The sequence below is a fragment of the Rhabdothermincola salaria genome, assembly GCF_021246445.1.
Lineage (GTDB): Bacteria > Actinomycetota > Acidimicrobiia > Acidimicrobiales > Acidimicrobilacustridaceae > Rhabdothermincola_A > Rhabdothermincola_A salaria.
The window spans coordinates 1,019,066-1,039,429 of sequence record NZ_JAJQXW010000001.1; the positions used below are offsets into that span (position 1 = coordinate 1,019,066).

Below are 20,364 nucleotides of genomic sequence, written 5' to 3' on the forward strand. Positions count from 1 at the left end.
TCGTTCGTCACTCGACGCCCCCCAGGCGACGTTCTCCCTGGTCAGCGCACCAACAGATGGCGCTGCTTCTTGCCCCTTCGCACCATGCACCAGCGATCGTGGTGCCAATCAGCAGACGTCAGCCGGCGTCCTTCGGGGGCGGCGACGTCGTTGACGTAGAGGCCGCCCTGGGCGATGAGGCGACGCCCCTCGCCCTTGGAGGCCAGCACCCCGTGGGTGACCAGGACCTCGACGAGGTCGCCACCGGCCTCGTCGGGGGTGAGCGCCACCGTGGGCACCGTGCCCGACAGCGCTTCCCAGTCGGCCACAGCGAGGTCGCCCACCGCCCGGGTGAACCCGGTCGATGCGACACCTGCCTCTCGGGCCGCCGCCTCGCCGTGCACGAGGGTCGTCACCGCCTCGGCCAGCGCCCGCTGGGCGACGCGACGCTCGGGGGCGTCGCGGTGCTCGGCCATCACCGTGGCGATCTCGTCGAGCGGGAGCAGGGTGAGCTGGAGCAGGAACCGCTCGACGTCGCGGTCGTCGCTGTTCACGAAGTACTGGAAGAAGGCGTACGGGGACGTGCGGTGGGGGTCGAGCCACACGGCATCGCCGGTGGACTTGCCGAACTTGGCCCCGTCGGCGCGGGTGACCAACGGGACGGTGAGCCCATGCACGTGGGCGCCGACCGTGCGCCGTACGAGGTCGATGCCGGCGGTGATGTTCCCCCACTGGTCCGACCCGCCCACCTGGAGCTCGACGCCCAGGGTCTCGTGGAGGTGGCGATAGTCGTTGGCCTGCAGGAGCATGTAGCTGAACTCCGTGAAGGAGATCCCCTGCTCGCTCTGCACGCGGGCGCGCACCGACTCCTTGGCCAGCATGGTGTTGACGGTGACGTGCTTGCCCACGTCCCTCAGGAACTCCAGCACCCCGATCCGGGCCGTCCAGTCCCGGTTGTCGACCAGGAGGGCCGGGTTCCCGTCGGCCTCGAAGTCCAGGAAGGATGTCAACTGGCTGGTGATGGCCGCCACGTTGCGGTCGAGCTCGTCGGCGGCGAGCAGGTTGCGCTCCGTGGACCGCCCGCCCGGATCGCCGATCATGCCGGTGGCTCCTCCCGCCAGTGCCACCGGCTGGTGCCCGAAGAGCTGGAAGCGGCGCAACAACAGCAATGGGACGAGATGGCCCACGTGCAGGCTGTCGCCCGTCGGATCGAAACCGGCGTACACCCGGATCGGCCCCTCGGCCAGACGGGCCCCCAGGGCGTCGGTGTCGGTGGTGTCGTGCACCAGCCCACGGGACAGCAGGTCGTCGAGGATCGCAGCATCGCTCACGGGCACAGACTCTCCCGCCTCCTCAGCGCTGCGTCCAACCCGATCTCCCCGACGGCCGGCGTGATTGGCGGCCGCCGGCACCCGGAGGCAGAGTTGAGCCATGGCCGACACCACGAGGGGCACGTCGCCCGCCGGGCCACCGCCCGACACCCCCGAGGACGACGTGGCACCGCTGTCGGTAGGTCGTCGCCTCAGCCGGGTCCTCGCCACGGTGGTGGCCATCTCCGTGGCGGCCATGTGGGCCTACGCGCTGTGGGGCCCCGTGCAACGCGTCAGCCAGGGCACGTTCGACTCACCCGCCTTCCCCGAGGCGGCTCAGCCCATCTGTGCGGAGACCCTCGCCGCCATCGACGCCTTGCCACCGGCCTACGAATCACGCGACTCGGGCGCCCGCGCCGACGTGGTGGCCGCCGCCAACGACGAGCTGGCCGTCATGCTGGATCGCCTCGACGCCATCGCTCCCCCGCCCGATGCGAGCGACGACGCCCGCATGATCGACGAGTGGTTGGGCGACTGGCGCACGTTCCTCGGCGATCGTGAGCGCTACGTCGAGGCGCTGTCCACCGATCCCGGTGCCCGCCTCCTCGTCACCGAGAAGGAACGTCGCCAGATCACCGAGCCCATCGACTACCTGGCCACGGTGAACGACATGCCGGCCTGCGCCACCCCCGGCGACATCGCCTGACGGCGCGGGCGGGCCCCCGACCCGCGGAGCAGGTGGGTCAGAGCCGGCCCGCCAGGGCCCCCGCCCGTTCGGCCAGGCGGATCAGGCCCTCGTCGGCGCCGAGGGCCGGGAGGTCCACCGGCGCGACCCAGCGCAGCGCCTCGGACTCGTGGTTGCCGACCGCCCGAGCCCCCGACGGTGCCAGCACCAGGTAGCGCACGTCGAGGTGCAGGTGGGCCGCCTCCTTCGGCGGCCGGACCTCGTGGATGTCGAGGTCGGCGGGCGGAGCCACGACGACCAGCCCGTCGATGCCGGTCTCCTCGGTCGCTTCCCGCAGCGCCGTGGCGGCGAGGTTGGCTTCGCCGTCGGTGTGGCCGCCGGGCTGGAGCCACTTGCGCAGCTTGGTGTGGAACAGCACCAGCACCCGACCGCTGTCGGGGTCGAGCACGAGGGCCGAGCCGGTGAAGTGGCCTGCGGCGCAGGACCGATGCAGGGCATCCGGGTTCGCCGAGGCGAACTCGAGCATCTGATCGCGGAGGCGGGCCTGCCCGGCGTCGGCCGGTTCGTGGCGGTGCAGGTCGGCGACCAGCGACGACAGCTCTCCGGAGGACGCAAGTCGATCGGCGGTCAGGAGCTGGGGTCGGCGGGGGCCGGAGCTCGCGCCCGGCGAGGTCATCGGCCCCGCCTGCCCACCGCCGGGCCGGGACGCCCCGGCGAGACGTGTGGGTCGTCGGGCACGAACCAACGCCAAGGGTGCTCGACCGCCACCGAGATGCCGACTCGACCGCTCGTGGCCGGCGATGGCGGCGGGGGCACACCGTCGTCGAGGATCGTCGGGCCGGTTCCGTCGACCAGGTCGGCACCGTCGTGGTCCCCGTCGATGCCCAGCGCCTGGCACAGCTTCGCGGGCCCGTTGGCCAGGTCACGGTCGCGGCGGGCTGCGGAGCGATCGTGGCGCATGGCCTCGAGGCCCGCCAGGGCCTCACCGGCGCGCAGCAGCACGGCGGCGGCCTCGCCCTCCGGCCCGCACACGGCGTTGGCACACCAGTGCATGCCGTAGCTGAAGTACACGTAGAGGTGCCCCGGGGGCCCGAACATCACCCGGGTGCGTGGCGTCCGACCCCGATAGGCGTGGCTGGCGGGGTCGTCGGCCCCGACGTAGGCCTCGACCTCGACGATGCGCACGGCACGGTCGCCGTGGACGAGCGCCTTGCCCAGCAGCTCCGGGCCCACGACGCGTGGGTCCCGGTCGTAGAACGAGCGCGGCAACACCGCACCGGTGGGGACGCTCACTGCTCCCAGCGGTCCCGGTCCTCGGTGAGCCGTTCGGCGAAGCGAGCCAGCTGAGCGGCCACCGGCGCGGGCCCGGCCCCGCCTCGGGTGGTGCGCCGCGAGACGGCGACGCCCTCGTCGAGGAGGCCGACGGCCTCGGGGCCCAGCTCGGGCGACGCCGCCACCAGGTCGCGCAGGGCGATGCCCTCGTCGAGCGAGCGCCGCACCAGCGCGCCGACGACGGCGTGGGCCTCGCGGAACGGCAGGCCCCCGGCCACGAGGTGCTCGGCCAGGTCGGTGGCCGCGCTGGTGGGTGAGTCGGCGGCGGCCGCCATGACGTCGGTGCGCAGCGTGGAGGTGGCCAACAGACCGGTCATGGCCGACAGCGCCAGGGCCACGGTGTCGAGGCTGTCGAAGAGCGGCTCCTTGTCCTCCTGGAGGTCGCGGTTGTAGGCCAGCGGCAACGCCTTCAGCGTGGCCAGCAGGCCGGTGAGATTGCCGATGAGACGACCGGTCTTGCCCCTCGTGAGCTCGGCGATGTCGGGGTTCTTCTTCTGGGGCAGCATCGAGGAGCCCGTGGACCAGGCGTCGTCGAGGCCGAGGAACCCGAACTCGTCGGTGGACCACAAGATGAGCTCTTCGGCCAGCCGCGAGAGGTGCACTCCGAGCAGGGCCAGGTCGAAGAGGGCCTCGGCGACGAAATCGCGATCGCTCACCGCGTCGAGGGAGTTGTCGAACACGCGGGCGAAACCGAGGTCCTCAGCGGTCCCCTCGGGGTCGAGGGGCAGCGAGGAACCGGCCAGGGCCCCGGCGCCGAGCGGTGAGACGTCGAGGCGACGCCTGGTGTCGGCCAGCCGGTCCAGGTCGCGAGCGAGCGCCCAGCCGTGGGCCAGGAGGTGGTGGGCCAGCAGCACCGGCTGGGCCCGCTGGAGGTGGGTGTAGCCGGGGAGGTAGGCGTCGCCCGCCTCCCGGGCACGATCGAGCAGCACTCCTTGGAGGGCCAGCACGCGTGCAGCGATGCCGGCGAGCTCCCGCTTGGCGTACAGCCGCAGGTCGGTGGCGACCTGGTCGTTGCGGCTCCGCCCGGTGTGCAGCTTGCCGCCGGCCGGACCGGCCAGCTCGGTCACACGACGCTCGACCGCGGTGTGGATGTCCTCGTCGGAGGCCACGAAGACCAGCTCACCGGATTCGAGCTCGCGCTCGACTCGGTCGAGCGCCTCGAGCACGTCGTCACGCTCGGCCTCGGTGAGGATTCCGACCCGGGCCAGTCCCCGGACGTGCGCGCGCGAGCCGGTGATGTCGTCGCCGGCCAGCCGGCGGTCGTAGGGCAGGCTCACCGTGAACGCCAACAGCTCCTCGGCCGGGCCTCCCTCGAAGCGGCCGTGCCACAGGGTGCTCATCGGGCGGCGCTCACTCCCCCGCCGTCGGGGCGGAGGTCGACGTGGAGGTGGTGGCGCCGCTGGCGGAGGTCGGCGTCCCGGGGAGGGCGGCCGACTGCTTGGCCGCCCAGGTCTGGATGCCCAGTCCCCAGAGCTTCACGAAGCCCTCGGAGTCGGCGTGCTCGAAGCTGTCCTCGGCGTCGTAGGTGGCCAGGCCGTAGTCGTAGAGGCTGTGGGGGCTGCGGCGACCGACGACGTAGCAGCGACCGGGCTCGAGGCGCAGGCGCACCTCACCGGTGACGAAGCGCTGGGTGTTGTCGACGAAGGCGTCGAGGGCCTCCTTCAGCGGGGAGTACCACATCCCGTCGTACACGAGGTCGGCGAAGCGCCCTTCGAGGCGCTGCTTCTCGTGGGCGACGTCGCGCTCGAGCGTGATCGACTCGAGGTCGCGGTGGGCCTCGATGAGGGCCAACGCACCCGGGGCTTCGTACGTCTCGCGGCTCTTGATGCCCACCCGGCGGTTCTCGACCATGTCGAGACGCCCCCAGCCGTAGGCCCCCACGATGTCGTTGAGCTCCACGATGAGGTCGTGCAGGGCCATGGCCTCGCCGTCGAGGCTGACCGGCACGCCTTCCTCGAAGCCCACGACGACCTCACGGGCCTCGCTGGCCTTCACCGTGGTCATGCTCCACACCCCCTCGGGCGGGCGCGCCCACGGGTCCTCCATCTCACCGCACTCGATGGCCCGGCCCCAGAGGTTGTCGTCGATGGAGTACAGCTTCTCCTTGGTGGCGGCCACGGGGATGTCGTGGGCCTCGGCGTACTCGATGCTCATCTCCCGGGTCATGCCCCAGTTGCGCACCGGCGCCATGATCTCGAGGTCGGGCGCCAGGGCCCGGGTGGCCACCTCGAAGCGGACCTGGTCGTTGCCCTTGCCCGTGCACCCGTGGGCCACCGCTTCGGCGCCGTGGTAGCGGGCGGCGGCCACGAGGTGGCGCACGATGACGGGACGGGACAGCGCCGACACCAGCGGGTAGCGGCCCTCGTAGAGGGCGTTGGCCTTGAGGGCGGGGGCGAGGAAGTCGCGAGCGAACTCCTCGCGGCAGTCCACCACGATGGCCTCCACGGCCCCGGCGGCGAACGCCTTGGCCTGCAGACCCTCCCAGTCCCCCTCCTGGCCCAGGTTGCAGGCGACGGTGATCACCTCGACGCCGTAGTTCTCGATCATCCAACGCACGGCCACCGAGGTGTCGAGACCACCGCTGTAGGCCAGCACCACTCGCTTCGCCATTGACGCACTTCCTTCTGCCACGGCCCGGGGGCCCGTTCGGGGGGGAACTTCGATCAGGGGAACAGCGGCCGGTTCTAGAGACCGGCCAGGTCGGACAGGCGCCCGGCCACCTCGGCGCCACCGACGTCGGCGTCGACGATGACCAAGATGGTGTCGTCGCCGGCGACGGTACCCACCACATCGGGCACCCCGGCGCGGTCGAGGGCCGAGGCGACGACGTGGGCCGAACCCGGTGGGGTGCGCACCACGACGAGGTTGGCGGAGTGCTCGACCTCGACCACCCAGTCGCCGAACACCCGGCGCAGGTGGTCCTCGGGGGCACGCTGCTCCTTGGGCAGCGCCGGGATGGCGTAGGCGGACTCGCCGCCGGGCACGCGCACCTTGATGGCGCCGATGTCCTCGAGGTCGCGGGAGACGGTGGCCTGGGTGGCCACGACCCCTTCGGCCGCCAACAGGTCCACCAGCTGGGCCTGGTTGGCGACGGGCTCGGCCTCGATGAGCTTGGCCACCAGGTGCTGGCGCTGGGTCTTGCCCAGCTTCACCGGCTCCCGGGCCGGATCCCGACGGGCGCTCATCGATGCTCCAACAACCAGGTGAGGGCGCCACGAGCGGCGTGCATGCGGTTCTCGGCCTGGCGCCACACTCGGCTCCGGGGACCTTCGAGGACCTCGGTGGAGACCTCTTCGCCCCGATGAGCGGGCAGGCAGTGCAAGAAGACGGCGTCGTCGGCGACACCGACCATGAGGGCGGCGTCGACGGTGAAGCCGGCGAAGGCCTCGCGGCGGGCGCTCGCCTCGGCCTCCTGGCCCATGGACGCCCACACATCGGTGTAGACCGCGTCGGCGCCCTCGACGGCGTCGGTGGCCACGTGGGTGGTGGTGAGGTCGACGCCCGCCGCTCGGATCCGATGGACCTCGGCCGCGGGGAGCTCGTAGCCCGGCGGGGTGGCCACCCGCACCGCCATGCCCACCATGCCGGCGGCGAGCGCGAGCGAACGGGCCACGTTGTTCCCGTCGCCCACGTAGGCCACGGTCCGACCGGCCAGGGCCTCGACACCGCCGAACTCCTGGGCCAACGTGAGCACGTCGGCCAGGCCCTGGAGGGGGTGGCCGGCGTCGGAGAGCATGTTGACCACCGGGACGGTCGACACGGCGACCATGCGCTCGAGCTTGGCGTGCTCGAAGACGCGGGCGCCGATGGCGGCGTGGTAGCAGCACAGCGTGCGGGTGACGTCCTCGACCGTCTCGCGGGTGTCGAGCCCGACCTCGTCGGGACGGATGGTGAGCGGGTGCCCCCCCAGCTGCACCACGGCCATCTCCATGGAGTTGCGGGTGCGGGCCGAGGGCTTTTCGAACAGCAGCGCCATCCCGTGGCCCTCGAGGACCCGGGGAGACACGGGCGCGGCGCCCATGGCGAGCACGTGGTGCAGCTCGTCGGGGGTGAGGTCGTCGATCTCGAGCAGGTGCCTCACGGTTGTCCCGCCTCCGTGCGGCGCGCTGCGTCGGCGAGCAGGTCGGCCAACACAGCCACGCCCTCGTCGATCTCGTCGGGGGTCACCACCAGCGGCGGGGCCAGGCGGAGGGCGCTCGGGGTGACCGCGTTGACCACGAGGCCGGCCGCCAGGGCGTCGGCGGCCACCCTGCGGGCGTCGATGCCGGGGACCAGTTCGGCGGCCAGCAACAGGCCGAGGCCGCGGACCTCGGCCACCTGGGGCAGGGCCTGCAGGGCGTGGCGCAGGTGGCTGCCGGCGTGCTCGGCCAGCGAGGGGGCGTGGTCGCGCTCCATGACCCCGAGCACGGCCAGGGCGGCCGCGGCCGCGAGGGGTTGGCCGCCGTAGGTCGTGGCGTGGTCGCCGGGCTCGAAGGCGGCGGCGACGTCGCGCCGGGCCCAACAGGCGCCGATGGGCATGCCGTTGCCCAGCGCCTTGGCCAGGGTCACGACGTCGGGCTCGACCCCGAAGTGCTGGAAGCCGAACCACTCCCCCGTGCGCCCGAGGCCGGTCTGCACCTCGTCGACCATGAACAGCAGGCCGCGTTCGTCGCACAGCCGCCGCACGCCCTCGAAGTAGTGGGCGGTGGCCGGGTTGACCCCGCCCTCGCCCTGCACCGGCTCCAACAGCACGGCGGCGACGGAGGGACCGATGGCCGCCTCGAGGGCGTCGAGGTCGTTCCAGGGGACGTGACGGAACCCATCGGGCAGGGGTTGGAAGGCTTCCCACTTGGCGGGTTGGCCGGTGGCGGCCAGCGCCGCCAGGGTGCGGCCGTGGAACGATCCGTAGGCGCTGATCACCTCGTGGCGCCCGTGGCCCCCGAACTTGCGCGCCAGCTTGATGGCGCACTCGTTGGCCTCGGCCCCCGAGTTCGAGAAGAAGACCTGGCCCCCGCCGCCCAGGAGCCGGTCGAGGGTGATGGCGACCTCCCCGCCGGGCACGGTGCCGAAGAGGTTGGACACGTGCACCAGGGTGCGGGCCTGCTCGGCGATGGCGTCGGCGACCTCCGGGTGGGCGTGACCGAGCCCCACCACGGCCAGCCCGGCGAGGAAGTCGAGGTACCGGGTGCCGTCGCGGTCCCACAGGCGGCACCCCTCACCCCGCACGAACTGCACGGTGGGGGCACCGTAGGTGGGCATGAGCGGGCAGTGGTCGAGGCCGGGGGGCGCCCCCATGGCCGTGGCATGGGCGTTCACGAGGTCTCCTCGAGGGCCGGCGGGATCGGATCGGCGGTGATCATGGTGCCCACGCCGGCATCGGTGAACAGCTCCAGCAACAGCACGTGCGGCACGCGACCGTCGAGCAGGTGGGCGGCCCGCACTCCACCGGCGAGCGCTTCCAGGCAGGCTTCGATCTTGGGGATCATGCCGCCGCTCAGCACCCCGGCGTCGATGAGCTCGCCGATCTCGGTGGCGTCGGTGCGGGTGATCAGCGAGGACGAGTCGTCGACGTCGCGCAGCAGCCCGGCGATGTCGGTGAGGTAGATGGCCTTCTCGGCGTCGAGCGCGCCGGCCAGGGCCCCGGCCACGGTGTCGGCGTTGATGTTGTAGGACTGGCCGGCCAGGTCGGCGCCGATGGTGGACACCACCGGGATGAGGTTCTGGGCGAGGAGCGACTCGACGATGGCCGGGTTCACCGCCTTGACGTCGCCGACGAAGCCGAGCGAGGGGTTGCGCAGGCCGGCTTCGATGAGGCCGCCGTCCTCGCCCGACATCCCGACGGCCAGCGGGCCATGGGCGTTGATGGAGGCGACGATGTCGCGGTTCACCTTCCCGACCAGCACCATGCGGGCGATGTCGAGGGTCTCGGCGTCGGTGACCCGCAGCCCATCGCGGAACTCGGGCACCTTGCCCAGCCGGTCCATGAGGTCGCCGATCTGGGGTCCGCCACCGTGCACCACGACCACCCGGATGCCGACGGCGTGCAGCAACACGACGTCGGCGGCGAAGGTCTCGGCCAGCATCGGGTCGGTCATGGCGTTGCCGCCGTACTTGACCACGATGGTGTGACCCCAGAAGCGCCGGATGTAGGGCAACGCCTCGATGAGCACCTCGGTGGTGGCGACGTGGCCGGCGTCGGGGGCGACCGGGGCCGAGGCCCCGGCCTTCGCCGCGCTCACGAGGTCCCCATGTTCTCGTCGATGTAGGCGTGGGTGAGGTCGTTGGTGAGGATGGTGCCGCGCCCGGCTCCGAGACCGAGGTCGACCGCGATCTCGAGGTGGCGTTGCGCCATGTGGGCCGCCACGGCCTCGCGGTCGTGATCGACCTCGACACCGCCCCGGCACACCTCGATGCCCCCGTAGGAGACCGAGACCAGCGCCTGGTCGAAGGCGATCCCGCAGCTGCCCAGGTCGCTGGCGATGCGGCCCCAGTACGGGTCCTGGCCGTACCAGGAGCACTTGACCAGCTGGCTGCGGGCCACGTAGCGGGCCCCCGCCTGGGCCTCGTCGTCGGAGTGGGCGCCGGTCACCGTGAGGCGCACGACCTTGGTCGCCCCCTCGGCGTCGCCGGCCATCTGCGCCGCCAGGTCGGCGCACGCGGCGGCGACGGCCCGCTCGAGCTGGACCTGGTCGACCTCCCCGGCGCGACCGGACGACAGCAACAGCACGGTGTCGTTGGTCGAGGTGCAGCCGTCGACGTCGAGGGCGTTGAAGGAGTCGGCCACGCCGGCGGTGAGGGCGGCCTGCAGCTGGGCGGGCGTGGCCGCCGCATCGGTGGTGAGCACGGCCAGCATGGTGGCCATGTTCGGCGACAGCATCGCCGCGCCCTTGGCCATGCCCCCGACGACGAAGCCCTCGGCTTCGACGACGACCTCCTTGGAGGCGGTGTCGGTGGTCATGATCGCGGCCGCGGCCGCCTCGCCGCCGTGCTCGGACCGCGCCGCCACCAACGGAGCGATGCCCGCCTCGACGACCGCCATCGGCAGGGGGATGCCGATCAGGCCGGTGGAGCAGACCAGGACGTGGTGGCGATCCACGCCGAGCTCGGCGGCGACGAGATCGCACATGGCCTCGGCGTCGGCGCACCCCTTCTCGCCGGTGGCGGCGTTGGCGTTGCCGCTGTTGAGGATCACGGCTGCGGCCTGGCCGCCCGACGCGGCCAGGTGGGCCTTGGTGGTGAGGACCGGTGCGGCGGTCATGTGGTTGCGGGTGAACACCCCGGCCGCCGGCGCCGGACGGCCGTCGGCGACGGCGACCAGGGCCAGGTCGCGAGCGCCGGACTCCTTGATGCCGGCGGCGGTCCCGGCGGCGGTGAAGCCGGGAGCGGCGGTGACGCTCATGGATAGACCCCCACGGTGCTGAGGCCGGTCTGCTCGGGCAGTCCGGCGAGGATGTTGGCGCACTGCACGGCCTGGCCCGACGCGCCCTTGGTGAGGTTGTCGATGGCGGCCAGGGCGATCAGCCACCCGGTGCGCTCGTCGGCCCGGACGCTGACGTGGGCCGTGTTGGAGCCCAGGCAGGCCTTGGTCGACGGCGAGGCGTCGGTGACGACGACGAAGGGCTCCGTGGCGTAGTGGTTCCGGTACCGGTCGAGCAGGTCGCCGGTGGTGTGCCCGGCGACGGGCCGCAGGTAGCAGGTGGCCAGCATGCCCCGGTTCATGGGGGCCAGGTGGGGGGTGAACAGCACCGACACGTCGGCCGCGCCGGCACCGGCCAGACGGGCCACCGACTGCTCGATCTCCGGCGTGTGGCGGTGGGTGAGCAGGCCGTAGGCGGTGAAGTCCTCGTCGACGGCGCAGAACGTGGTGTTGGGCTTGGGCGGGCGACCCGCGCCCGACGCACCGCTCACCGCGTTCACCACGATGGAGTCCAGCTCCACCAGGCCGCCGGTGAGGAGGGGGGCCATGGCCAGCGCAGCCGCTGTCGGGTAGCAGCCCGGGGTGGCCACCGCCGACGAGGCGGCGATCTCGGCCCGGAACAGCTCGGGGAGGCCGTAGGCGAAGCCGGCGAGCAGGTCGGGCACCGAGTGGGCCTCGCCGTACCAACGGGGGTAGAGGTCGGGGTCCTCGAGGCGGAAGTCGGCGGCCAGGTCGACGACCCAGCGCACGTCGTCGACCAACTCGGGCATGAGCGCCTGCGACGCCCCGTGGGGGAGCCCGCAGAAGACGAGGTCGACCCCGTCGAGCAACGAGCGATCGTACGGGACGAAGACCGTGTCGGGGTGGGCGCCGGCGAGGCTGGGATAGAGCTCGGCCACCCTCGTGCCCGCCTGGCTGTCGCCGGTGGCGAAGCGGACGCGCATCTCCGGGTGGGCGCTGGTGAGCCTGAGCAGTTCAGCCCCCGTGTAGCCGGAGGCGCCGATGATGCCGACCTCGATCACCCGAACACCATACGCAGGTCTGCATAGTCATGCAAACCGGCGCCGAGCCGGGTCACCCTCGCAGGGTGGCTCCCCAACGGGCCTCGACGGCGTCGATCACGGCACGACGGCATGTGGTGAGGTCGTCATCGGTGAGGGTGCGGTCGCCGGCCTGGAGCCGGAGCCGGAAGGCCAGGCTGCGGCGCCCGTCGGCGACCGGCGCGCCGCGGAAGACGTCGAACAGCTCGCAACGGACCAACAGCTCGCCGGCGGCACCCTCGATGGTGCGGCCCACGTCGGCCGCCGGCACCGCCTCGTCGACCTCGAAGGCCAGGTCGAGGTCGCTGGAGGGATACCGGCTGATGGCCCGATAGGGGTGCTCCCCGTGAGGCAGGGCCAAGAGGGCATCGAGATCGAGATGCAGCCAGGCCACCCGTTCGCGGATCTCGGAACGTCCGAGGACGGCGGGGTCGACCTCACCGACCTCGCCCACGGCCGTGTCGCCCACCAGCACCAGGGCACTGCGACCGGGGTGCAGACCGAGTGGGTCGACCGACTGGTCGAGGCGCTGTGGCCCCGAGCCGAGGGTGCGGTGCAGCGTCTCCCACACCTGGACCGCAGCGGAGGCCTCCGCCCCGGCCAGCACCACGCCGAGGTGTTCACGCTCGTCGGGCAGCACCTGGCCCTGCGGCGGGCGGGCGAACACCTTGCCGAGCTCGAACAGCGCCGCGCCGTCGCGGCGATGCGACTCGTTGTAGGCCACCGCCTTGAGCAGCCCGGGGCGCAGCGACGGTCGCAGCACCGACTCCTCGGCGGCCAGGGGGTTGGTGAGGGTGACCACGTCGGCGACCAGCCCGCAGCGCTCGAGGTCGTCGGGGGCGAGGAAGGGCAGCGGCATGGCTTCGTCGAGTCCCAGCCCGACGAGGACCTGGCGGATGACCCGGCGGTCGTGCTGGCGCGGGGTGAGGGCACCGGTGCGGCTGGAGCGGGGCATCCGCCTCGGGATGCGGCTGTAGCCGTGGTGCCGGGCGATCTCCTCGATCACGTCGGTCTCGGTGACCGTGTCGGGTCGGAAGGACGGGACCCGCACCGCCAGCTCCTCGGCCTCACGGGACCAGCCCTCGGAGCTGACCAGCCCCGTGGACGCGTCGCGGGAGCGGGCCACGATCTCGAACCCGATGGGCTCGAGCTGGGCCACGATCTCGTCGGCCGGGAGGTGGACGCCGAGCAGCTCGGCCACCCTGCTCTCGCGGACCCGCACCGGGGCTCGCTCGGGCAGGCCGCCGTCGACGGTCACCGCGCCGGCGACGAGACGCGCGCCCGAAGGGGCCAGCAGCTCCGCCAGACGACGAGCGGCCAGGTCGACCACCTCGGGGTCGGTGCCGCGCTCGAAGCGGGCCGACGCCTCCGAGCGCAGACCGAGGTGCTTGGAGCTTCGGGCCACGGCCATGGGCTGCCACCAGGCGCACTCGAGCAGCACCGCCGTGGTGGTGTCGGAGATCTCGGTCGACGCCCCGCCCATCACGCCGGCGATGCCCACCGCCGTGTCGGAGCGATCGCAGATCACACCGTCGCGGCCTCCGGTGAGGGTGCGCTCGACACCGTCGAGGGTGGTGATGCGCTCGCCGTCGCGGGCCCAACGCACCCGTAGGGCAGCGTCGGGCACCTTCGCGGCGTCGTAGGTGTGGTTGGGCTGGCCCAGCTCCAGCATCACGTAGTTGGAGGCGTCGACGACGTTGTTGATGGGCCGCATGCCGAGGGCGGTGAGGCGGTCGGCGATCCAGCGGGGAGACGGCTCGACCCGCACCCCCTCGATGACCCGCACGTGGAAGCGTCCGCAGAGGTCGGGATCGACGATCTCGACCGACGGCGTGATGCCCTGCTCGCCTGCCACCTCGTCGACCTGCGGTTCGGGGATGGCGAAGGGCAGCCCCAGACGGGCGGCCAGGTCGCGCGCCACACCGGCGACCGACATGGCATCGGGGCGGTTGGGGTTGATCTCGAGGTCGTAGAGGACATCGGGGCTGACCCCGAGCGCCCTTGTGATCGGCGTGCCCGGGTCGGCGCCCTCCTCGAGGATCCAGATACCCGAGTGGTCGTCGCCCAGCCCGAGCTCGCGACCGGAGCACAACATGCCGTTGGACCACTCGCCGCGCATCTTGCGACGGGCGATCTCCATGCCGTCGGGCATGGTGGTGCCGAGCGTGGCCAGCGGCACGAGGTCGCCCTCGGACATGTTGAAGGCCCCGCAGCAGATCTGGAGGGCCTCGCCGTCACCCCGATCGACGTCGACGAGTTGGATCTTGTCGGCGTCGGGGTGCTCGCGCAGGGCCAGCACCCGAGCCACGACCACCCCGTCGAGGCCCTCGCCGATGCGTTCGATGGACTCGACGGCCATGCCGAGGTCGCTCATCTGGTCGCCGAGCGCGACGGGGTCGCCCTCGAAGGGCGCGAACTCTCGGAGCCAGGACAGGAGGACCTTCATGCGGGGAACTGCTCCAGGAAGCGGACGTCGCCGGTGTACATCTCGCGGATGTCGTCGACCCCGTGGCGCATGAGGGCCAGGCGGTCGAGACCGAAGCCGAAGGCGAACCCGGACCACTGCTCGGGATCGAGCCCCACGTTGGTGAGCACGTTGGGGTGCACCATCCCGCAGCCGCCGAGCTCCAACCACCCGGTCTGGGCGCACGTGCGACACCCGGAGCCCTCGCAGAACACGCAGTTGATGTCGTACTCGGCGGACGGCTCGGTGAACGGGAAGTAGGACGGGCGCAGCCGGGAGTGGATGGCCCCGCCGAAGTAGGCGGTGGTGAACGCCTCGAGGGTGCCGGCCAGGTCGGCGAAGGACACACCCCGGTCGACGACCAGGCCCTCGATCTGGTGGAACACCGGCATGTGGCTGGCATCGGCGGTGTCGCGGCGGAACACCCGTCCGGGCATCACCGAGTAGAAGGGCGGCTCGCCCTCGCTCATCACCCGGATCTGCACGGGAGAGGTGTGGGTGCGCAACAAGGTGGACTCGGGGGCGCCGAGGTCGACGTACAGGGTGTCCCACATGCCCCGGGCCGGGTGGGCCGAAGGGATGTTGAGGGCCTCGAAGTTGTGCCAGTCGGTCTCGACCTCGGGCCCTTCGGCCACCTCGAAGCCCATGCCGACGAAGACGTCGACCAGGCGGTCCCAGGTCTGGGTGACGAGGTGGAGGCTGCCGCGGCGCCGGTGCTCGACGATCTCGGTGAGGTCCTGGCGCTCGGCCAGCAGGCGGGCCTGGTGGGCGACGGACTCGAGGGCGGCGCGCCGCTCGGCGGCCGCCTCCTCGAGCACGGTCCGCGCCTCGTTGAGGGCCTGGCCGGTGGCCCGGCGCTCGTCGGGATCGAGGCCGCTCAGGCGCTTCTTGAGCGAGGCCAGCTCGCCCTTCTTGCCGAGCAGGTCGGCCTCGGCCTCGTGGAGGGCGTCGAGGTCGGGGGCGTCGCGGAGTCGTTCGGTCCCGCTCGTGGTGAGCGTGGCGAGGTCGTCGATCATCGCCACCGAGCCTGTCGGAGGGGGACGCGAGCGTCCAATTGGTTGAGCGACCGGCGCCCGTTCACCGCCGGCTCCGACGCTGGCGGGCCGCCTCGAACAGGACGACGGCACCGGCCACGCCCACGTTCAACGACTCGACCCGCCCGGCCATGGGGATCGTCACCTCGGTGTCGACCAGCGCCGCCACCTCGGCACCGAGGCCGTGGGCCTCGGATCCGAGCAGGAGAGCGAACGGGGCGGTGAGGTCGAGCTCCTCGGGGGCGGCTCCCCCGCGTGCCACCGTGCCGAGCAGGCTGCGCCCGCCGGCCCGCAGCGCCACCAGGGCGGCGATCGTGGGCCGACCGGCCGGGGACTCGGCGACGGGCACCCGGAAGACCGAGCCGGCGGCGGCGCGCACCGTCTTGGGCCCGAAGGGGTCGACCGCGTCGTCGGCGAACAGCACCCCCGCGGCGCCGGCCGCTTCGGCGGTGCGCACGGCGGTGCCGGCGTTGCCGGGATCGCGCACCCCCGCCACCACCATGACGGGACCCCGCTCCGTGGCGAACTCGGCGACGTCGACGACGCGCCGAGCGGCGACCGCCATGACTCCCTGGGGGGTGGCGGTGTCGGCCACCCGATCGATGACGCCGGGCGCCAGGCGGTGCACCTCGACCCCGGAGTCGGTGGCCGTGGCCAGCAGCTCATGCACCCCGGACCCCGCGTCGGCCCGATGGGCCAGGTCGGCGTCGACGTAGACCTCGAGGAGCACACCGGGCACCGCCAGCGCCTCGGTGACGGCGACCACGCCCTCGACCACGCAGCGGCCGGCCTCGAGACGCGCCCTGCGGCGCCCCGAGAGGCGCCGCAGGGTGGTCACTCGTGGGTTCCCCGCCGACAGCGGTGCGGCCATCGGGAGGGGTGGTCCGGAACCGGGCCGCTCAGGCCTCGGCCGTCGCCGCCGCGTCGGCGGCCTTCACCAGCTCGGCGAACGCCGCCGGATCGGTGACGGCGAGGTCGGCGAGGACCTTGCGATCGACCTCGATGCCGGCGCCCTTGAGCCCGGCGATGAAGCGCGAGTACGTCGTGCCGTTGAGCCGGCAGGCGGCGTTGATGCGCTGGATCCAGAGCTGGCGGAACTCGCCCTTGCGCGCGCGCCGATCACGGTACGCGTACTGCAGGGAGTGCATGACCTGCTCGTTGGCCGCCCGGTACGAGCGGCTCTTGTTGCCGTAGTAGCCCTTGGCGCGCTCGAGAGTGGCGCGACGGTGCTTCTTGCTGGCGACGGCACGTTTGACTCTGGCCATCGGAGCCTCCTTGATGTCGAGGGAGAGAACGGGGGGTCACCGGCTCGTGGCCGGCGGTCCGGCGGGCGCCGGAGGAGGTTCCTAGAGGCCGAGCTGGCGACGGACCTTGGCGCTGTCGCCCGGCGAGAGGACGAAGTCGCCCTTGAGCCGACGCTTGCGGCTGGGGGACTTCTTCTCGAGGATGTGGTTGAGGTTCGAGCTGCGGCGGGTGATCTTGCCGGTCCCGGTGATCTTGAAGCGCTTCTTGGCGCCGCTGTGGGTCTTCATCTTCGGCATTGGTTCTCCGATGGGTGGGGCCGACGAGCCGAGCGGCTCGGTGGTGGGGGGCCGACGGCTCAGGCGTCGTCGGTGGGGGCGGTCTCCGGCGCAGGGGCGGCGGAGTCGGGGGCGGCGGCGGACTCCGAGGTCTCCGCGTCGGAGGTCTGGCGCTCACGTTCGGCCGCGGCCTGGGCCTTCTTGTCCGGTCCGAGCACCATGGTCATGTTGCGACCGTCGAGGCGGGGGTAGGTCTCGACCCGACCGGTGTGGGCCACGGCCTCGGCGACGTGGTCGAGGATCTTGCGCCCGAGCTCGGGATGTTGCATCTCCCGACCGCGGAACATGATCGTGACCTTCACCTTGTGGCCTTCGGACAGGAAGTGCTCGACCTTCTTGGTCTTGGTGTCGAAGTCGCCGGACCCGATCTTGGGCCGGTACTTCATCTCCTTGACCACGACGTTGGTGCTCTTCTTCCGGGATTCCTTCGCCCGCTGGGCGGCCTCGTACTTGTACTTGCCGTAATCCATGATCCGGCAGACAGGGGGGTTGGCCTTGTCGGCCACCTCCACGAGGTCGAGTTCGAGTTCCCGCGCCATGTTGAGGGCTTCGGGTAGGGGCTTGATCCCGATCTGGGAACCGTCGGGACCCACGAGGCGAACCTCGCGTGCTCGAATGCGGTCGTTGATCCGGGGCTCGTTGCTGGCGGCCGTGGCTATCGCCGGTCACTCCTCATCAATGCGCAGATCCTCCGTAGCGCGGTGGGCAGGTACCGACACCTGCACGCCACCGCGGGCGGTGGAGGGCGGGCGTCGAGGCGGGAGAGCCGACGCCCGTCGCAGCACGCGCCGAGGCACGTCCATTCGATGAGCAACGACCCGGCGCACCCTTCCCACCGGAGCGGGTCGTATGGCCGGGTGGGGGACAAGCCCCGCTTTCCCTGTGTTGTGGGGGCCTACGATAGCCAGAACCACCACGACATGCGAGCGGCGGCGATCCGGGGCCATCAGGGCCGGGGTCGTGTGCCGGAGGAAGCGAGTACGAGATGAGCCTGTGGACCCCCGGCGGCGAGGTGCCGATCGAGCGCAACCCGTCGAGCGAACCCGAGCCTGCACCCCAGGGCGACGCCGGCGCCGCGGGCATGGTGGGCGGCCCCTCCCTCGAGGACCTCTCCCCCGAGGAGCGGGCCCAGGCCGAGGCCATGATCGCCGAGATGGCCGAGGTGCAGCGCCAGATCCTGGCCGCCCCCGCCGCCCAGGTCGTCACCAACCACGTGGTCGGCCTCTACGAGCTGGCCGCCATCCACCTCGGCCAACCCGAGCCGGACCTCGAGGCCGCCCGCCTGGCCATCGACGCCATGGCGGCGGTGATGGACGCCACCGAGCGCCGTCTCGGTGACGACGCCGCCGCCCTGCGCCAGGCCCTGACCCAGCTCCAGCAGGTCTACCTGCAGATGACCGACAGCACCGAGGGCTGAGCCCGACAAGCCGGGGCGGCGGGCTGTCGACGGGCCGCCGTCGGCGTCAGCCGGCCCGCTGGCTCGGGCGGAGGTCGGCGGCCTCCCAGCGCCCCCGGCGCCCGGGCACCACACGGAACACGACGTCGGTGCCCTCGGCGATGGTGCGGGTGCCGTCGGCGATGGCCGTGCAGTGGAAGGCCAGCTCGGTGCCGTCCGGGCCGAGCACGACACCGATGCCACGGGGGTCGTCGAAGCTGCGCACCGTGCCCCGGTGGGAGCCGAGCGGCACGATCGTGGCCCCGTCTGCGGTCGGTGGCGCCACCGGCTCAGTGGACGATCTTGGCGATCGGGATCTCGATGATGTCGGTGGCACCGGCATCGGAGAGCGCCGGGATCAACACGTTGATGGTCGCCTTCGGCACCACCGTCTCGACGGCGTAGCCGGCTTCCCCGAACAGCTCGTTGACCGTCGGGGCCTTCATCGAGGGGAGCAGGGCGATGAGGTCCTCGAGGCGGTCCTTGGGCACGTTGAGCTTCACCAGCACCTTGCCCCGCGCCTCGAGGACGCCGTCGAGCAGCGTCTTGAGCTGGCGCATGGCATGCGCCTTCTCGGGGTTGGCGAGGCTCTCGGGGTTGACGATGAGCTCGGTGTAGGAGACCAGGATGGTGTCGATGATCTTGAGCCCGGCCGCCCGCAGGGCCCGGCCGGTCTCGGTGATGTCGACGATGCAGTCGACGATGTCGGGGACCTTGGCCTCGGTGGCGCCGTACGAGAGCCGGATGTCGGCCTCGATGCCCCGCTCGGCGAAGAACCGGCGGGTCAGCTCGGGGTACTCGCTCGACACCCGGACGCCTTGGGGCAGGTCGGCGACGCTCTCGACCTCGCTCGCCTGGGGGACGGCGACGATGATGCGCACCGGGTCGGAGGTGGCCTTGGAGTAGTGCATCTCGCCGAGGGACTCGACGCTGCTCGCCGTCTCCTCCACCCAGTCGCGGCCGGTGATGCCGAGATCGAAGAGCCCCTCGGACACGTACTGGGGGATCTCCTGGGGACGCAGGATGCGAACCTCGTCGACCCGGGGGTCGACGATGGAGGCCTTGTACTGCACGGCGGAGTCGCGGCGGACCTTGAGGTCGGCCGCCTCGAACAGCTCGAGCGTCGCCTTCTCGAGGGAGCCCTTCGGGAGCACGATCTTCAACATTCCGGCCACGCTACCGCTCCCACCGCGCCCCTCCGGCAGGGGTTCCGCCGGACCCGCTGACCGGACCGAAGAGCCCGTAGGCTGATCGCCATGACCACCTCGCACGACCACGGTCCCGACGCCGCCGAGGGCGAGCGCCACCCTGGTCGTGATGGCGGTCCCGGGCCCGTCCTGAGCCACGGCGAACGCCACTACAGCCATCGGGTGGGCTGGCTGCGAGCAGCCGTGCTCGGTGCCAACGACGGCATCGTCTCCACCGCGGCCCTGGTCCTCGGTGTGGCCGCCGCCGATGCGAGCCGTGACGCGGTCCTCACCGCCGGCGTGGCCGGTCTGGCGGCCGGCGCACTGTCGATGGGGCTCGGCGAGTACGTCTCGGTGAGCTCCCAGCGCGACACCGAGAAGGCCGACATCGCCAAGGAGAAGTGGGAACTCGAGCACGTCCCCGAGCGCGAGTTGGCCGAGCTCGCCGCCATCTACCGCGAGAAGGGCCTCTCCCCCCGCCTGGCCCGCGAGGTGGCCGAGGAGCTCACCGACCACGATGCGCTGCGCACCCACCTGATCGAGGAGCTCGGCATCACCGAGCAGACCCAGGCCCGACCGCTCGTGGCCGCCGGGTCCTCAGGGCTGGCCTTCTCGATCGGCGCCGCCATCCCCCTCGTCGCCGCGGCGGCGAGCGGGTCACCGCCGAGCATCCTGGTGATCCTGGCCGCCGCCTTGGTGGCGCTGGCGTTGCTCGGTGTGGTGTCGGCGCTCACCGGCGGTGCCCGGCCCGGTCGGCCCATGGCCCGCATCATCGTGGGTGGCGCCGCGGCGATGGCCCTCACCATGGGCATCGGCCGCCTGGTCGGCACCGCGGTCTGACGGCTCTGACGGCACGGTCTGACGGCGCGGTCTGACCGCGCAGTCTGACGCGCCGGCCGCGCCGCCTCGACCCGGGGACCGT

At 72.2% G+C, this 20,364-nt stretch carries 22 protein-coding genes; 3 read left to right on the forward strand and 19 right to left on the reverse strand.

Annotated features, from left to right (window positions below):
* Positions 1–41 precede the first annotated feature (41 nt).
* Positions 42–1,310 carry a tyrosine--tRNA ligase gene (tyrS, locus tag LUW87_RS04730; RefSeq protein WP_232669922.1) on the reverse strand — a complete coding sequence of 423 codons (1,269 nt, stop codon included), beginning with the start codon at positions 1,308–1,310 and terminating at the stop codon, positions 42–44.
* A gap of 100 nt (positions 1,311–1,410) precedes the next feature.
* Between tyrS and LUW87_RS04735 the strand changes: the two genes are divergently transcribed.
* Entirely contained in the window at positions 1,411–1,995 is a 585-nt protein-coding gene (locus LUW87_RS04735) for a hypothetical protein (RefSeq protein WP_232669923.1), read from the forward strand.
* A gap of 37 nt (positions 1,996–2,032) precedes the next feature.
* On the opposite strand, the gene LUW87_RS04740 is transcribed toward LUW87_RS04735, so the two are convergent.
* The 16 genes from LUW87_RS04740 to infC all read right to left on the reverse strand — a co-directional run bounded on the left by LUW87_RS04740 (position 2,033) and on the right by infC (position 17,479).
* Complete coding sequence (locus LUW87_RS04740; RefSeq protein WP_232669924.1) at positions 2,033–2,650, reverse strand: NUDIX hydrolase; 618 nt, start codon at positions 2,648–2,650, stop codon at positions 2,033–2,035.
* Positions 2,647–3,267 carry a DNA-3-methyladenine glycosylase gene (locus LUW87_RS04745; protein WP_232669925.1) on the reverse strand — a complete coding sequence of 207 codons (621 nt, stop codon included), beginning with the start codon at positions 3,265–3,267 and terminating at the stop codon, positions 2,647–2,649. The genes LUW87_RS04740 and LUW87_RS04745 overlap by 4 nt, the downstream gene beginning before the upstream one ends.
* Complete coding sequence (gene argH, locus LUW87_RS04750) at positions 3,264–4,646, reverse strand: argininosuccinate lyase (RefSeq protein ID WP_232669926.1); 1,383 nt, start codon at positions 4,644–4,646, stop codon at positions 3,264–3,266. Before argH ends, LUW87_RS04745 begins: the two co-directional genes overlap by 4 nt.
* A gap of 10 nt (positions 4,647–4,656) precedes the next feature.
* Entirely contained in the window at positions 4,657–5,916 is a 1,260-nt protein-coding gene (locus LUW87_RS04755; RefSeq protein ID WP_232669927.1) for an argininosuccinate synthase, read from the reverse strand.
* Between the two features lie 74 nt (positions 5,917–5,990).
* Entirely contained in the window at positions 5,991–6,491 is a 501-nt protein-coding gene (gene argR / locus LUW87_RS04760) for an arginine repressor (protein WP_232669928.1), read from the reverse strand.
* Positions 6,488–7,387, reverse strand: a complete 900-nt coding sequence (gene argF / locus LUW87_RS04765) for an ornithine carbamoyltransferase (protein WP_232669929.1) — start codon at positions 7,385–7,387, stop codon at positions 6,488–6,490. The genes argR and argF overlap by 4 nt, the downstream gene beginning before the upstream one ends.
* On the reverse strand, positions 7,384–8,601 hold the full coding sequence (locus LUW87_RS04770; protein ID WP_232669930.1) for an acetylornithine transaminase: 1,218 nt from the start codon (positions 8,599–8,601) through the stop codon (positions 7,384–7,386). Before LUW87_RS04770 ends, argF begins: the two co-directional genes overlap by 4 nt.
* The gene (gene argB, locus LUW87_RS04775) at positions 8,598–9,524 is read right to left on the reverse strand and encodes an acetylglutamate kinase (RefSeq protein ID WP_232669931.1); all 927 of its coding nucleotides are present in this window, start codon (positions 9,522–9,524) and stop codon (positions 8,598–8,600) included. The genes LUW87_RS04770 and argB overlap by 4 nt, the downstream gene beginning before the upstream one ends.
* Entirely contained in the window at positions 9,521–10,684 is a 1,164-nt protein-coding gene (gene argJ, locus LUW87_RS04780; RefSeq protein WP_232669932.1) for a bifunctional glutamate N-acetyltransferase/amino-acid acetyltransferase ArgJ, read from the reverse strand. Before argJ ends, argB begins: the two co-directional genes overlap by 4 nt.
* The gene (gene argC / locus LUW87_RS04785; RefSeq protein ID WP_232669933.1) at positions 10,681–11,724 is read right to left on the reverse strand and encodes an N-acetyl-gamma-glutamyl-phosphate reductase; all 1,044 of its coding nucleotides are present in this window, start codon (positions 11,722–11,724) and stop codon (positions 10,681–10,683) included. Before argC ends, argJ begins: the two co-directional genes overlap by 4 nt.
* 52 nt (positions 11,725–11,776) lie before the next feature.
* Complete coding sequence (gene pheT / locus LUW87_RS04790) at positions 11,777–14,188, reverse strand: phenylalanine--tRNA ligase subunit beta (protein ID WP_232669934.1); 2,412 nt, start codon at positions 14,186–14,188, stop codon at positions 11,777–11,779.
* Positions 14,185–15,219, reverse strand: a complete 1,035-nt coding sequence (gene pheS / locus LUW87_RS04795) for a phenylalanine--tRNA ligase subunit alpha (protein ID WP_430300531.1) — start codon at positions 15,217–15,219, stop codon at positions 14,185–14,187. Before pheS ends, pheT begins: the two co-directional genes overlap by 4 nt.
* A gap of 64 nt (positions 15,220–15,283) precedes the next feature.
* Positions 15,284–16,078, reverse strand: coding sequence for a TrmH family RNA methyltransferase (locus LUW87_RS04800; RefSeq protein ID WP_232669936.1), 795 nt, complete (start codon positions 16,076–16,078; stop codon positions 15,284–15,286).
* Between the two features lie 61 nt (positions 16,079–16,139).
* The gene (gene rplT / locus LUW87_RS04805; protein WP_232669937.1) at positions 16,140–16,505 is read right to left on the reverse strand and encodes a 50S ribosomal protein L20; all 366 of its coding nucleotides are present in this window, start codon (positions 16,503–16,505) and stop codon (positions 16,140–16,142) included.
* An 81-nt stretch (positions 16,506–16,586) separates the two neighbouring features.
* On the reverse strand, positions 16,587–16,781 hold the full coding sequence (gene rpmI, locus LUW87_RS04810) for a 50S ribosomal protein L35 (protein ID WP_232669938.1): 195 nt from the start codon (positions 16,779–16,781) through the stop codon (positions 16,587–16,589).
* Between the two features lie 59 nt (positions 16,782–16,840).
* On the reverse strand, positions 16,841–17,479 hold the full coding sequence (gene infC / locus LUW87_RS04815) for a translation initiation factor IF-3 (RefSeq protein ID WP_346742422.1): 639 nt from the start codon (positions 17,477–17,479) through the stop codon (positions 16,841–16,843).
* A gap of 326 nt (positions 17,480–17,805) precedes the next feature.
* Here infC and LUW87_RS04820 point away from each other — a divergent pair, with 326 nt between their 5' ends.
* Positions 17,806–18,237, forward strand: a complete 432-nt coding sequence (locus tag LUW87_RS04820; RefSeq protein ID WP_232669940.1) for a DUF1844 domain-containing protein — start codon at positions 17,806–17,808, stop codon at positions 18,235–18,237.
* 46 nt (positions 18,238–18,283) lie between these two features.
* On the opposite strand, the gene LUW87_RS04825 is transcribed toward LUW87_RS04820, so the two are convergent.
* Positions 18,284–18,541 (reverse strand): cold-shock protein, encoded by a 258-nt coding sequence (locus LUW87_RS04825; protein ID WP_232669941.1) that lies wholly within the window; start codon positions 18,539–18,541, stop codon positions 18,284–18,286.
* A gap of 4 nt (positions 18,542–18,545) precedes the next feature.
* The gene (gene hisG / locus LUW87_RS04830; RefSeq protein ID WP_232669942.1) at positions 18,546–19,421 is read right to left on the reverse strand and encodes an ATP phosphoribosyltransferase; all 876 of its coding nucleotides are present in this window, start codon (positions 19,419–19,421) and stop codon (positions 18,546–18,548) included.
* A gap of 90 nt (positions 19,422–19,511) precedes the next feature.
* On the opposite strand from hisG, the gene LUW87_RS04835 reads away from it, so the two are divergent.
* A complete protein-coding gene (locus LUW87_RS04835) occupies positions 19,512–20,282 on the forward strand; it encodes a VIT1/CCC1 transporter family protein (protein WP_232669943.1) in 771 nt (256 codons plus the stop codon).
* Positions 20,283–20,364: the final 82 nt, after the last annotated feature.

Bases quoted from the DNA above. Each gene is read 5' to 3' on its own strand.
- LUW87_RS04735 (WP_232669923.1), top strand. From the start codon at position 1,411: ATGGCCGACACCACGAGGGGCACGTCGCCCGCCGGGCCACCGCCCGAC.
- LUW87_RS04740 (WP_232669924.1), bottom strand. From the start codon at position 2,650: ATGACCTCGCCGGGCGCGAGCTCCGGCCCCCGCCGACCCCAGCTCCTG.
- argH (WP_232669926.1), bottom strand. From the start codon at position 4,646: ATGAGCACCCTGTGGCACGGCCGCTTCGAGGGAGGCCCGGCCGAGGAG.
- LUW87_RS04755 (WP_232669927.1), bottom strand. From the start codon at position 5,916: ATGGCGAAGCGAGTGGTGCTGGCCTACAGCGGTGGTCTCGACACCTCG.
- argR (WP_232669928.1), bottom strand. From the start codon at position 6,491: ATGAGCGCCCGTCGGGATCCGGCCCGGGAGCCGGTGAAGCTGGGCAAG.
- argJ (WP_232669932.1), bottom strand. From the start codon at position 10,684: ATGAGCGTCACCGCCGCTCCCGGCTTCACCGCCGCCGGGACCGCCGCC.
- pheT (WP_232669934.1), bottom strand. From the start codon at position 14,188: ATGAAGGTCCTCCTGTCCTGGCTCCGAGAGTTCGCGCCCTTCGAGGGC.
- rplT (WP_232669937.1), bottom strand. From the start codon at position 16,505: ATGGCCAGAGTCAAACGTGCCGTCGCCAGCAAGAAGCACCGTCGCGCC.
- rpmI (WP_232669938.1), bottom strand. From the start codon at position 16,781: ATGCCGAAGATGAAGACCCACAGCGGCGCCAAGAAGCGCTTCAAGATC.
- LUW87_RS04820 (WP_232669940.1), top strand. From the start codon at position 17,806: ATGAGCCTGTGGACCCCCGGCGGCGAGGTGCCGATCGAGCGCAACCCG.
- hisG (WP_232669942.1), bottom strand. From the start codon at position 19,421: ATGTTGAAGATCGTGCTCCCGAAGGGCTCCCTCGAGAAGGCGACGCTC.
- LUW87_RS04835 (WP_232669943.1), top strand. From the start codon at position 19,512: ATGACCACCTCGCACGACCACGGTCCCGACGCCGCCGAGGGCGAGCGC.